The organism is Cellulomonas carbonis (assembly GCF_014636275.1).
GTDB lineage: Bacteria > Actinomycetota > Actinomycetes > Actinomycetales > Cellulomonadaceae > Actinotalea > Actinotalea carbonis.
This window is the reverse complement of record NZ_BMEB01000001.1, coordinates 109543-122859: the sequence shown is the minus strand read 5'-3', so window position 1 is coordinate 122859 and position 13317 is coordinate 109543. Positions and strand designations below refer to the sequence as shown.

General features: G+C 77.1%; 5 protein-coding genes. All 5 read left to right on the top strand.

Features of this window, described 5'->3' with window-relative positions:
* Positions 1–82: 82 nt before the first annotated feature.
* The 5 genes from IEV86_RS00495 (at position 83) to IEV86_RS00475 (ending at position 13311) form a co-directional block, all read left to right on the top strand.
* Entirely contained in the window at positions 83–1420 is a 1338-nt protein-coding gene (locus IEV86_RS00495) for an FUSC family protein (RefSeq protein ID WP_052426210.1), read from the top strand.
* 344 nt (positions 1421–1764) lie between these two features.
* Complete coding sequence (locus IEV86_RS00490; RefSeq protein WP_043606650.1) at positions 1765–4659, top strand: DUF6603 domain-containing protein; 2895 nt, start codon at positions 1765–1767, stop codon at positions 4657–4659.
* Positions 4656–7520, top strand: coding sequence for a hypothetical protein (locus IEV86_RS00485; protein ID WP_052426209.1), 2865 nt, complete (start codon positions 4656–4658; stop codon positions 7518–7520). Before IEV86_RS00490 ends, IEV86_RS00485 begins: the two co-directional genes overlap by 4 nt.
* Positions 7520–11650, top strand: a complete 4131-nt coding sequence (locus IEV86_RS00480; protein ID WP_043606648.1) for a hypothetical protein — start codon at positions 7520–7522, stop codon at positions 11648–11650. Before IEV86_RS00485 ends, IEV86_RS00480 begins: the two co-directional genes overlap by 1 nt.
* Positions 11647–13311 carry a hypothetical protein gene (locus tag IEV86_RS00475; protein ID WP_188484513.1) on the top strand — a complete coding sequence of 555 codons (1665 nt, stop codon included), beginning with the start codon at positions 11647–11649 and terminating at the stop codon, positions 13309–13311. The genes IEV86_RS00480 and IEV86_RS00475 overlap by 4 nt, the downstream gene beginning before the upstream one ends.
* Positions 13312–13317 lie beyond the last annotated feature (6 nt).

Here is a 13317-nt window from a genome sequence, read left to right as displayed (position 1 = left end):
CCTCCGACGGACCGTCGCCCGGCCACGACCAGGTGCGATGCGGTCTCCCGGCCCGGGAGCCCGAGGGGGTGTACTGGGGGCGATGGCGCTCACAGCTCACATCGGCTCCTCGGCCCGGCGTCTCGCGGCCGCGGCCTGGCCGGACCATCCCGCGCGCTGGCGGGACGTCCCCGTTCGCCTGCTGCCGACGATGGCCACCATCGGCCGCCTCACGGCTGCGGCTGTCGTGTCGTACCTCATCTCGATGGCGCTCACCGATGGGGTGATCGACCTCACTGGACCGCTCACCGCGCTCCTCGTGGTCCAGGCATCCGCGTTCTCCACGATCAGGATGGGCGCCGTCCGGGTCGGGGCGGTGCTCTCGGGCGTCCTCGTCGCCACGGCCCTGTCCACCGTCGTCGGTCTGACCTGGTGGAGCCTCGGAGCGGCCATCGCCGCCTCTCTCCTGCTGGCGAAGGTGCTCCGACTCGGTGAGCAGGCGCTGGAGACACCGATCAGCGCCATGCTCATCCTGGGCGTGGCCAACCAGGACGTGGCCGCCGAGATCAGGATCCTCAACACCCTGATCGGCGCCGCCGTCGGAGTGGCCTTCAACGTCCTGTACCCGCCCGCGATGCCCACCGCCTCGGCGGGTCGAGCCCTCGTTCGCGTGGCCGACGGGGCAGCCGCTCCGCTGGACGCGGCTGCGGACGTCCTCGACGAGCGGCCGGTCACCCAGGCCGACGTCGAGGACTGGATGACACGCGCGCGGGCGGCGAACCTCCTCGTCGCGTCCGCCACCGAGCGCATCGCGGCACTGAAGGACAGCCGACGGCTCAACTCACGCGCGCTGGGCACCGCGGACGTCGAGCCGGTGCTCTCCTCGGGGCTCGACGCGCTCGAGCACGCCCTGCTGGCCATCCGTTCGCTCTTCGCCGTCGTGCTCATCGAGCTCCCGAGAGCGACGTCGGGACGAGACGACCCGTACGGCGCCGAGCTGCGCACCGTCTTCGCGGTCGTCCTGAGGGACACGGCGGAGTGCATCCGAGGCTTCGGTGCGCTGGTCGTCGCCGAGGCCGACGACCGCCAGGAGGACGCCGAGCGAGCACTCGGTCAGAGCGTCGACGTCCTGCGGGAGACCCAGGCCATCCTGACCGAGCTCATCATGGTCGACGCCCGGGAGAACACCGCCTCCTGGCTCCTGCGCGGCTCGATCCTCGCCGCGGTCGAGCAGGTCCTCTCGCGGCTCGACCTCGAGGAGCGGGCCCGGCTCCACCGCGAGTGGAAGGACGCACAAGCACGTGGGCGCCTCGCCCGGATGCCTCTCCTCGTCGACGTTGTCCTCCCCCACCCGGAACGCCCGTACCCCCGCGGCATGTCACCGACCCGCAGGAAGCCCTCGGGCGGCCATCGACCACCACCCCGGCACGACGACCGGTGAGACGACCGAGACAGGAGCCCTGGCGACGGTCCCCGAGCCGCCGACGGCGGCAGCCGTCACCCGGGACCACGTCGGCTGCGGCTCGCGCTCATGGCGGTGTTCGACGACGACTGGGGCTCGACGGATGCGGTGCGTGCGCTCGTGGCGCCGTTCCGCCCGACGACCCCATCCGCAGGCCGCGCCTGGGCCGTGTCGCGACCGTGACCAGTGTCCGATTCGCCCCTTGCGTCCTTTTCCACGGCGGGTCTAGCGTGGGCCTTCATCCGAAAGGGTGATAGCCATGGGCTCTCCAGCGCCCTCCCGTACGGCTGACCGGTCCGTCCGAGAGTGACGGGCGCGGGACGGTGGCGCAGAGCGCCGGGGACCGGCTGCTGGAGCTGCTCGCTCGCGAGTGGCTCTCCGCGCTGCATGACGCAGCGGCCCGGCTGACCGACCGCCTCGCGACCCTCGGACCGGATCCCGCGTTCGACGGGACCCCCTTCGCCGGGCGCGTCCTGGCGCGCGTCGACGACCTCGGCGGCGTGCCGGTGCTCGCCCTCGTCGCCACGCTGGTGGGCGGCACGCCGTCCGGACCCCACGTCGCGGTCCACGGCTGGCGCGACGCCCCCGCTCCCGACTCGCCGCGCGGCCTCGCGCTCGTCGTCGCCTCGGGCGGCCCCGCGGTGCTCGCCGTCACGGTCGTGCCCGGCGAGCCGCGAGCCGTGGTGCTCCGTGCCGGTGGGCTGACGGGCGGCACGGCAGCCGTGGTGGGCCTGCCGAGCGGAGCGACGCTCCAGGTGTCCGGGACCACCTCCGCCGAGCTCGCCGCCGCGGTCCTGGGCGACGGCGCGCCACCGACTCCCGCCGCGGCCGTCGGAGACCGGGTCGAGATCACCCTGGAGCGCGCCGGGCCAGGCCCGGTCTGGGGCCTCCCCGGTGGTCCCTCGGTACGCCTGGGCGCCGTCTCGGCGCAGGTCACGGTCGCCGTCACCGCCGACGGGGTCGCACGGTCGGCGGACCTCGCCCTCGAGGGCGGCGAGGTGCTGCTGGCACCGGGCTTCCTCGCGGCGCTCGTGCCGATGGACCTCACCTTCCCGCTCGACCTCGACCTCCGGGCCGCACCCGGGACCGGTGCGACGCTCGGCGGGAGCCCGTCCCTGTCGGCACGCCTCCCGGGCCCCGGTGCCGCGCCGTGGCTCGACGTCGTCGTCGACGTGGTGGACGCCGCGGACGGCCCGCGAGCGCAGGTCACGCTGACGACGGCCGTCGACGTCGACCTCCCCGCGGTGCCGGTGCACCTGCGGGCCGAGGGCCTCGGCCTGGCCCTCGCGCTCCCCCTGCGACCCGGTCCGGGCTTCACCCCGGCGCCCGACGCGGTCCGGGGTGCCGAGCCCACCGGGGCCGAGGTCGCGGTGTCCGTACCCGTCGTCAGCGGCGCGGGCGTACTGCGTCGTCGGGGTGCGGACCTCGTCGGTGCGCTCGCCGTCGAGATCCCGCCCATGTCGGCCTCCGCGTTCGCCGCGCTCACCCCCGCGGCCGACGGGAGGCCGCTCTCGCTCCTCGTGATCATGGGCGCGACGTTCCCCCCGCCCGGCGTGCAGATCGGCTTCGGCTTCGCCGTCATGGGGCTCGGTGGGGTCATCGGGATCAACCGCCGCATCGACCGCGACGCGCTGCTGCGGGCGGTCGCGGACGGCTCGGCCGCGGGCCTGCTCTTCCCGGCCGACCCGGTCGGCGCGGGCGAGCGTGCGCTCGAGGTGCTCCCCGCCGTCTTCCCGGCGTCGCGCGGCTCCGTGGTCGCCGGGCCCATGTTCCGCCTCGGCTGGGGCGGGCAGGTCGTCACCCTGTCCGTCGCCGTGCTCGTCGAGTCGGGCGTGGACGACCGCCTCACGATCCTCGGCACGATCGTCGTCGCGCTGCCCGACCCCGCCGCGCCGATCGTGCTCATCCGTGCGACCTTCGCGGGTCTGATCGAGCCCACCGTGCCGAGCGTGACCTTCCTCGCGAGCCTCGAGGGGTCGCACATCGTGGGTGCGCCCCTCACCGGCGACATCTTCCTCCTGACGCGCGGCGGGCCGGACCCCGAGCTCGTGCTCAGCGCGGGCGGGTTCCACCCCGCGTTCCGCGTGCCCGCGGGCGTGCCGGTCCTGCGCCGGCTCAGCCTCGACCTCTCCCCGGTCCCGTGGATCGAGCTGCGGTGCGAGGCGTACGTCGCGGTGACCAGCACGACCCTGCAGCTCGGCGCGCGGCTCGAGCTCGTCGCCGAGGTCGCCGGCTGCGGGCTGCGCGGGTGGCTCGCGTTCGACGCGCTCCTCCAGCTCGACCCGTTCCGGTTCGTGGCGGACGTGAGCGGGGGTCTCGCGCTGCGGGCGTTCGGCCGCAAGCTGCTCGGCGTGCAGCTCGCGCTGCACCTCGAGGGCCCGGCGCCGTACCTGGCGCGGGGGCGCGGCTCGATCGACATCTTCCTGTTCGAGGTGTCGCTCGACTTCGAGGTGGGCTGGGGCCGGCCGGCCGCCCCGCTGACGCCCGCACCCGACGTGGGCGCCGCCCTGCGTGCGGCACTCGCCGACCCCGCCGCGTGGCGGTCCCGCGGCGACCCACCCCGTGGGGTCGTCCTGACCGACGCGGCCCGCGAGGCGCTCGGAGCCGCGAGCGTGGTCGACCCGTACGGGTCGGTCACGGTGCAGCAGACCCGCGTGCCGCTCGGCGTCGAGATCGGGCGGCTCGACGGGCGTCCGGTCCCCACCCAGCGGTGGGACCTCGTGGGTGCCCGGCTGCGCGACGGCGAGCCCGCGCGGACGAGCCCGCTGCGCGCCGACTTCCCGCCCGCTCACTTCCTCGCCCCCGCGTCCGACGACGAGGCGCTCGCGACGCCCGCCTTCCTGCCGCTCGTGTCCGGCGCGACCCTCACGCCCGAGCCGGCGACCGGCGCGCCGCTGCGTCCGGTCGACCTGTCCTGGGAGGAGCGCGTGATCGTCCAGGACCTCCCCGTGCCCGTCCGGGCCGGGCTGGGCGACGTCACCGGGCTCGACGCGCTGAGCGCGGTCCTGGTCGCGACGTCCGTCGACGACGGCGTCTGGTGGCCCGAGCCCGAGGTGGTCGTCGAGGTCGTCCCCGCACCCCCGGCCGTCGCCGTCTCCACGTGGTCGATGGCGACCGCGGACGTCCGTCCCGAGCAGACGGTCCTCGAGATGGAGCAGGCACTCGGGGGGTTCGGCGACCTCGTCGCCGTCGAGGCGTGGGAGGTGGCCGTCCGATGACCGTCCAGATCTCCTCCTACCTCCAGGGTCCGCTCGGCGAGGCCGTCGTCGCGACGGACGCCACGGCGACGCTCGGGACGCCGACCCTGCGCCCCGCCCTCCTGCTCGAGGGCTCGACGGCCGGGGGCTCGACCGTCGAGGGACCGCACCTGCGCATGCTGGGCCCCGGCGACGTCGTCGGTCTCGCGCCGGGCGCGGTCGTGCGCACCGACCCGCTCGACGGGGCCGTCGACGTGGAGCCGAACTACCTCGCCGTCGTGGAGCTCGCGCCGCCCGAGCTCCCGTGGCTGCTCACGCCCGCGCGACCGGCCGACGGCAGGCTGCGGCCGTGGCTCGTGCTCGTGGTCGTCGAGGCGGCGACGGCCGGGTTCACGCCCGGCGCCCCACCCGTGCTGCGTGCGGACGTCGCCGAGCTGCCCGACCTGCGCGAGTCGTGGGCGTGGGCGCACGTCCAGCGGAGCTCCGGCGCGGTGCTGCCCGGCGGCGGCACCGCGCCGGTCGGTTCCGTCGGCCGCCTCGTGTGCGCGCGCCGCCTCCGGCCCGGGGTCCGCTACCGCGCGTGCGTCGTCCCCGCCTTCTCGACCGGCGTCGCGGCCGGTCTGGGCGACCCACCCCCGCCCGAGACGCCGCACGCCCCCGCCTGGGACGTCGGCGTCGGCGGCTCCGTGACCCTTCCCGTGCTGCACACGTGGACGTTCACCACCGGGCCGAGCGGCGACTTCGAGCAGCTCGTGCGGCGTCTGCACCCCGCCGACCCGGTCGCGTTCGCGGCGTCGTCGGCGCGCGTGGTCGACGCACGGGCCCCGTGGCCGGGCACGCCCGCGTCCCCCGAGCCGCTCCTGGTCGGCGTGCGGGGCGCGCTCGTCCCGGTCGGCGCCCCGGACGAGCCCGAGCCGCGGCTCGGGGCCGACGACGAGGCCCGGTTCCGCGAGCGCATCACCACCCACGTCGAGGCGCCCGCCGCACGCGTACGCCCCGAGGGCGACGGCGACGCGGACCGCGTCGGTGCGCTCGCACCGCCCCTGTACGGGGGCCCACACGTCGGCGCGGAGCTCCTCGCGGAGGGCCCGGCCTGGCTCGCGCAGCTCAACACGTCGATCCCGTACCGGATCGCCGCCGGGCTGGGTGCCGAGTACGTGCGGACGCACCAGGAGCAGCTCATGGCCCGGGCGTGGGAGCAGGTCGGCGCGATCCGCGAGGCCAACCGACGCCGGGGCGTGGTCGAGCTGACGACCGTGGTCGCCGAGCGCGTCCACGCGCGCCACGTCGCCCCGCTCGAGCCCGGCGAGCTCATCGCGCTCGCGGCACCCGCGAACGCACGCACCACCACGTCGCCGTCGACCACGCTCGCGCTCGAGGAGCGCATGAGCCGGCTCGTCGACGGGGCCGCGACGACGGCCTTCGCGCGCCGCGTGCGGCCCCACGGCGGCCTCGGACGACGCACGGGCGCCTCCGTCCGCGGTGTCGTCCCGCGAGCGCTCGAGGGCGCGGTCACGGTGCCCGTGCCCGCCCCGGTCGTGCCGCCGTCGCCGTCGTCGGGTGCGTCGGTCGTCCCGGGGGTCGTCGCGGAGGCCACCGCGCGGCAGCTCGTCGCGCTCACCGCGCTCGGCAGCGTCGCGGCCGTCAACGGCGACGCGGTCGGCTCGGCGGCGCTCGTCGCGCGCGTCGAGCAGGTCGCCGGTCCCGCGATGGCGTCGGCGCTCGCCGCGGGAACCGTCGCCGATGTCGTCGGCGCGATCTCGGCCGACGTCGGCGCGGCGAGCGCGGCCGCGCAGGCCACGGTCGCCGACCTGGTCGAGCACCCCGAGCAGTTCGGCTCGGCCGGGCTGCTCGGCGTCCCCGTCGAGGGTGCGCGTCTCGCGGCGCGCGTGAGCGAGTCGCTGCTGCCCGGCTCGAGCCACCGGTCACGCCTCGCGTCGCAGACCACGGTGCCGCCGGGCCTCGCGGCGTCCGGTGCGGACGCGCCGCTCATGGCGTCACCCGAGTTCCCCCTCCCGACGGCACTCACGCTGCTCGAGTCGGACCCCGAGTGGCTCGTCCCGGGCGTCGGGGCGTTCCCCGCCAACGCGGTCGCGCTGCTGCGGCCGCACGGCGCGTTCGTCGAGTCGTTCCTCGTGGGGATGAACGGCGAGCTCATGCGTGAGCTCGTGTGGCGCGAGTTCCCGACCGACCGTCGGGGTACCGCGTTCAGCCGCTTCTGGCCCCGTCCGTCGGGCACGCCGGACGTCCCGCCCGTCGCGACGTGGACGGACGACGTCCCGCTCGGCGCGCGTGCGGCCGGGTCGGGCGACCTGGCGGTGCTGCTCGTGCGTGGTGACGTGCTGCGGCGCTACCCGGGGACCGTCGTCACGGCGATCCGCTCGGCTCCGCCCGACGCCGCGGGGCGGCTCCTGCCCGACCCGGCCGGCGTCCCGCAGGTGCCGCTCTTCGCGCTGCCCGTGGACGAGAGCACCACGGCGTTCGCGTTCGAGATCCCCACTGCGGAGCTGCTGCGCGCCCCGACGGCCGACGCCCCCGGCTGGTTCTTCGTCTTCGCCGAGAACGCCTACCGCATCCGCTTCGGGTTCGACGAGCCCGGTCCGACGCCGGGTCCGCTCACCGGCTGGGCCGACGCGGAGTGGCCGCCGTCCGACGAGGCGGCACGGGTCACGTCGGTCCCCGTGGTGCGCGGGCACGCCTCGGTGGGCACGCCGTTCGGGCCGCCGACGGGTGACGGTGCCGGCGTGCCCGCCGACGTGCCGGTCTGGGGCCGCGACGCCGCCGACACCGCCCGGATCGCGCTCCAGCGGCCGTTCCGCGTCGCGGTGCAGGCCGCGACCCTGCTCGTCCCGCCCGGCGCGGGCCTCGGGGGTGGCGGCTGATGCCCCCCGTCGACCCGGCCGAGCTCGCGGCCCTGCGCCTGACGGTGACCGCCGCCCGCCAGGTGCACGAGCGCGCGCTGCGCGACCTGCGCAGCGCCGAGGTCCACGCCGACTTCTGGCGCGAGCCCGACGGGACCCTGCCCGTCGTCGACCAGGCGCTCAACCCCGACGTCTTCGCCGAGGTCCAGGGCCTGCAGCCCGCGCTCGACGCCGCGTCGGCGGCCGTCGCGGGCGCGGAGGTCGCCCTGACGACGGCACGGGCGGCGTACGACGAGGCCGCGCGGACCTCGCCGCTGTTCGCGGCCGGGTCGACCGAGCCGGTGCTGCTGCTGCCCGTGCGCCTCGAGGCCGTGTACGTGCCGCAGGGCACCGGCGCGGACCTGCGGATCCGCGTCTACCCCGACGACGTCCACGTCGACAGCCACGAGGAGGCCCTGACACCGGCCGAGCGCTCGGCCGGCACCCGGTACTGGCGTGACGTGACCGCGGCCGACGACGCCGCGCCGGCGCCTGAGGACGCGGCGGCCGTGCGACGCGACGCGTGGCGGGCCCTCGTCGAGGCGTGCGGCGGGGCGCGCGCGACCTGGGTGCGGCTCGCGCTCGCGCCGCCGGGGCCCGGCGAGGGACCCCGTCCGGACCCCGGCACGCGCGAGGAGGCGTGGACGCGTGCGGCGCGGACCGCCGTGCTCCCTGACCACTTCGTGTTCTCCGCCTACCGCGCCGGGCAGCTCGTCTGGCGCCGCACCGGGGAACCCGTGCCCGACGTGCTCGGCGTGGGCCTCGACCCCCATCCCGAGCGGGACGACGGCGAGCCGGACGACGACCCGGAGTCCGTGCTGGACCCCGGCAGCCGCTGGCTCGCGGACTTCGACGCCGCCGTCCGGCGCGGCATGGGGCTCGTCGTGCACCTCGACGAGCCGGACGAGAGATTCGACCTCCTCACCGCGGTCGGCGTCGGCACGCAGGACCCGACCACGTCCGCGGCACGCGTCGACCGCCTGCTCGAGGCGCACGCGTACGCGGCGGGCCTGTCGACCCTGCCGATCGGCACCCCCACGAACAACACCCCTGCGAGCCGCAGCGGGTGGCGGTCGCGCGAGGTGCCACCCGACCCCGAGGCCGCGGACGCGCGCCGCGCCGCGTTCGACCCGGCCGGGGACGACGACGCCGCGCGCCTGGCCCGCGCCCTCGGGGTCGACGGCCGGCGCGTGCTCGCCGCCGTCACCGAGCCCGCCGCGGGCGACGAGCGGCTGATCGCCCGCCTCAACCGCCTCCAGGCCGACCACATGGCGTTCTCCCCCGCGTTCGGCCCGCGCTCACGGCTCGGCCTGGAGCTCGTGCCCGTGACGGCACCCTGGTACGCCGTCCTGCGCGACCACGTCGCGCGGCACGTGCGCCCGCGCGGCCCGCTGCCGACGCTGCGCGTGGGCCGCCAGCCCTACGGCGTGCTCCCCGTCAGCTCGCTGGACCTGTGGCGCGGCGACGACGTCGACCCGGGTCTCGTGCGGGTCGTCGCGTCCTTCGCGGCCGCCTTCGCCGACCTCGCCCACCGCGCTGTCCAGATCGGCGAGGGCACCGACCAGGACGCGGTGCTGCTCGACGTCCTGAGCCGCGAACCGGCTCCCGGCCGGCTCGAGCACCTGTGGGCGGCGACGAGGACCGAGGCGCTCAGCCGGCCGCCTCGCGTCGCCGTGGGCGCCGTCCCCGCCTCGATGGTCCTCGCGTGGCTCCAGCCGGTCGGCACGCCGCTGGCCGACCGGGGTGACACCTCCGGCGACGTCGCACCGGTGGGTCAGCTGCCGCCGGAGGTCGCCGCGATCGCGTCCCGGAGCCTCCTCACGCGTCTCCTCGCGCTCGTCGACGAGGGGATCGCCCGGATGCGCGAGACGTCGCTGCCGCCCGACCCCGACCGGTTCGACGAGGTCTACGTGCCCGCCGTCACCGCGCTCGAGCAGCTGCGATCGGTGCCGACCCGGACGGCGTTCCACACGCAGGCGCTCGACGTGGCGAACACCCTGCGCAACATCGTCTCCTCGGGGCCGGCGCCGGCCGAGCAGGTCGCCGAGCGGGCTCGCCGGGCCGGTCCGTGGCGGGACCTCTTCGCGCAGTACGCGACCGTCGAACGTGACGTCGCGCGCGACCTGGCGCACGGGGACGCGCTCCTGCGCGACGCGATGAGCCTCGCGTCGCACCGCGTCGACGCGTGGGTCACCTCGCTGGCCACGGCACGCCTCGCCGGGCTGCGCGCAGGGGCGCCGACGGGCTTGCGGACCGGCGCCTACGGCCTGCTCACCGACGTCGAGCCGGTCGACCCCGAGCCGGCGCGCGAGGGCTACGTCGTGACGCCGTCGATGCACCACGCGACGACGGCCGCCGTCCTGCGCTCGGGGTGGAGCGCGCACAGCGACCGCGGTGCCTTCGCGGTGGACCTGCAGTCCGCGCGGGTCCGGCACGCCGAGGCGATGGTCCAGGGCGTGCGGCAGGGCCAGCCGGTCGCGGCCCTGCTCGGCTACCAGTTCGAGCGCGCGCTGCACGACGCGCGGCTCGACGTCCTCGTCGCGCCCTTCCGCGCGGCGTACCCCCTGCCGCACGCCCTCGAGGAGTCGCACGCCGCGCTCGTCGCGGTCGGCGCACGCGACGTCGTCGACGGGCAGGCCCTGCGGCGCGACGCGGGCCGCAAGGTCGACACCGGGGAGCACGCGGCCGTGGTCGCCCGCCTCGTCGGCGAGCTGGACGAGACGTTCGACGCGGTCGCGGACCTGCTGCTCGCGGAGAGCGTGCACCAGCTCGTGGGCGGCAACCCCGTGCGGGCCGGCGTCGCGGCCGACGGCATCGGCCGGGGCCAGGAGCTCCCGGGCGAGTACGACGTCCTGCGCACGCCTCGGTCGGGCGTGGCCGTGACCCACCACGTCGGCGTGCTGCTGCCGGACCGGCTCCCCCCGGGCTGGCCGGACGACCGGCCGCTCGTGCGGCTCGAACCGGGCGTCGAGGCGTGGCTCCGCAGCCGCCTCGGTCCGGCGGCCGGCCTCGGCGGGGCCGCGCTGGCGCGGACGGGCTGGTGCGCGACCGAGCTCGTGCTCGCGTCCGAGCGGACCGTCCGGGAGGTCCTCGGGGCCGACGTCGACGCCGCGACCGTCGACGACGTCGTCGTGGTCTGCGACCGCCTGCGGGCCGTCCTCGCCGGGTCGACCCCGCTCGGCCCCGCGCACCTCGCGCCCACGGAGCCGGACGCGGGGGCCGACGACCTGGAGGGCCTTCGGGGGCGCGTCGGCGGGTGGCTCGCCGAGGTGCGCGAGGCAGTGCCCGCGCTCGACGCCGTGGGCCCGGCCGGCACGGCCGGCGACGCCGCGCACGCCGAGGTCGTCGCGCGGATGCGGTCCCTCGGCCTCGCCGTCGACGACGTCGCGTCGGCGCGTGCGCTGCTCGCGCGGGCCGACCTCACCGAGATCCCGCCGCCGCCTCCCGCGGACCGACCGGTCGAGGCGGACGCCTGGCGTGCGGACGTCCTCGCGCGCACCGCGCCCGCGCACCCCGCGCTCCGGGTCGTCCCGACGCTCGCGCGTCCCCTGCCGCCGCCACCGGACCCGCCCGTCGACCAGGACGCGGTCGACGCGTGGCTGCGCGACGCGTCGCTCGTGCGGCCGCGGACGGCGGCGCTGCAGGACGCCGACGTCGCCGCCGAGCTCCTGCGGGGTGCCGCCGCGGTCGGGCACGTCGTGGCCCAGCCCGTCTCCGGGTCTCCCGGGCCGTGGCTCGCGCAGGCCCCTGCGTCCGACGAGCCGCGGCCCCGCACCGCGCTGGTCCTCGGTCGCGAGCCGGGGCAGGCGGCCACCGGACCGGTCCGCGGCCTCGTGGTCGACGAGTGGACGGAGGTGGTCCCGGCGGCGCCGGGAGACCACGGTCCCGAGGAGGTGGTCGGCGTGGCGTTCGAGTTCGACCGGCCGGGCGCGCGCGCACCCCACGCGCTGCTCCTCGCCGTGCCGCCGGACCCCGCGCGCGGCTGGTGCGCCGAGGACCTGCACGCGTGCGTCGACGAGCTGCTCCTCCTCGCGCGCGTCCGCTCGCTCGACCTCGCCGACGTCCCCGAGCTGCGGACCGTCCTGCCCGTCCCCTCCCGGGTGGACTCATGAGCCGGTACGAGACCCCGACGCGCGGCCCCGGGATCGACGAGGGTCTCGCGGCCCGCGTGCACGACCCGCTCTGGTTCGTCGCCCGCCAGTGGCAGCTCGGCGAGCTGCGGCACGAGAACACGGGGTCGCCCGCCTGGGTCGACGTGACGGTCGAGGCGCACCTCCTGGACCAGTGGCGCCCGCGTGGTGCCGGGACGTGGCTGCCCGCACCACGCGACGTCCCGCTCGAGCGGCTCGTCGAGGAGCACGGCGACGGGGCGCCGCCGCGCCTGCGTCTGGCCGGCGGCGTGCGCCTGCGCCGCCTGCTGACGACGCGCGGGGCCGCCGCCGACCTCGCGGCCTTCGTCGCCGCCTGCCCGTTCCCGCCCGGGTCGGTCGACCCGGCCGACGCCCGCGTCCGCTCGGCCGTGCCCGACGGGGCGGCGCTCGCGGACCTGCTCGGCAGGCTCGCGGTCCCGGCGTCGCGCGCGGCCGCCGTCGAGGCGCTCCGTACGGCGGGCGACGTCACCCTCGACGCCGAGGCGCTCGCGGCGCTGGCCGACGAGTGGCTCGGGTGGTGGGCCGCGAGCGTCCCCGCCGACGTCCCGCGTGAGGAGGACTGCTGGGACGAGCACCGCCTCGAGCACGCGTTCGCGCTGCGATCCTCGACCCTGCCGACCGTCGAGCTGCGGTCCGAGGAGTACCCGGGCGGTCGCCTGGACTGGCCCGCCCTGGACGCCCTGGACGCGGTGGACGCCGGCGGGGCCGAGGCGGGGACACCCGAGGTCGTCGAGCAGCGCGCCCTGCCGGCTCCCGCCCGCTTCGGCGGGATGCCCGCACCGCGCTTCTGGGAGATGGAGGACGCCCGGTTCGACCCCGGCGCGGTCGACGCCGGACCCATCGACCTCGGCCGCCTCATGCTCGTCTCGTTCGCGACCGTGTACGGCAACGACTGGTTCGTCCTGCCGGTCCGGACGCCCGTGGCGAGCCTGAGCCGCATCACGCGGTTCACCGTGCACGACGTGTTCGGCGAGGTCACCGAGCTCTCCGCCGTCGGCGCGGACCACGACGGCTGGAACCTGTTCGCGCTCACCTCGGCCGGTGCGGACCTCGAACCGGGTCAGGAGCGGCCGACGAGCCCGTGGTTCCTCCTCGCACCCGCGCTGCCCGACTGGCTCGAGAGCCCGCCGACGGACGTGGCGTTCCTCATGAGGGACGAGATGGCGAACGTCGCGTGGGCGGTCGAGGCGGTCGTGGCCGACGACCACGGCCGGCCGCGCGACCTCGACCGACCGGCGTCCGCGGAGCCCGGGACGCGTGCGGGCGACCACCCGCTCTACCGCGTCGTGAGCGAGGTGCCGGACCACTGGTTCCCCCTGGTGCCCGAGCAGCTCGCCGACCAGGAGTCCGTGCGGCTGCGGGTCGTCCCGGTGACGCGGCTCGTGGAGGACCACGCCGTCGAGGCGGCGCCGCTCGGGCCGCTCGTGCCACCGCTCGGCTCGTGGCTGCACGAGGAGGAGGTGCCCCGCGCGGGCGTCCAGGTGGTCCGGACGTGGCAGCTCGCGCGGTGGCACGACGGGTCGCGGCACGTGTGGCGGTCGCGCCGGAAGGTCACGGGACGCGGGGAGGGCGCGAGCGGGCTCGCGTTCGACCGGCTCGTCCCCGTGGACCGACGGACCTGACGGCGA

Coding starts and splice junctions, on each gene's coding strand:
- IEV86_RS00495 (WP_052426210.1), top strand. CDS start 83: ATGGCGCTCACAGCTCACATCGGCTCCTCGGCCCGGCGTCTCGCGGCC.
- IEV86_RS00485 (WP_052426209.1), top strand. CDS start 4,656: ATGACCGTCCAGATCTCCTCCTACCTCCAGGGTCCGCTCGGCGAGGCC.
- IEV86_RS00480 (WP_043606648.1), top strand. CDS start 7,520: ATGCCCCCCGTCGACCCGGCCGAGCTCGCGGCCCTGCGCCTGACGGTG.
- IEV86_RS00475 (WP_188484513.1), top strand. CDS start 11,647: ATGAGCCGGTACGAGACCCCGACGCGCGGCCCCGGGATCGACGAGGGT.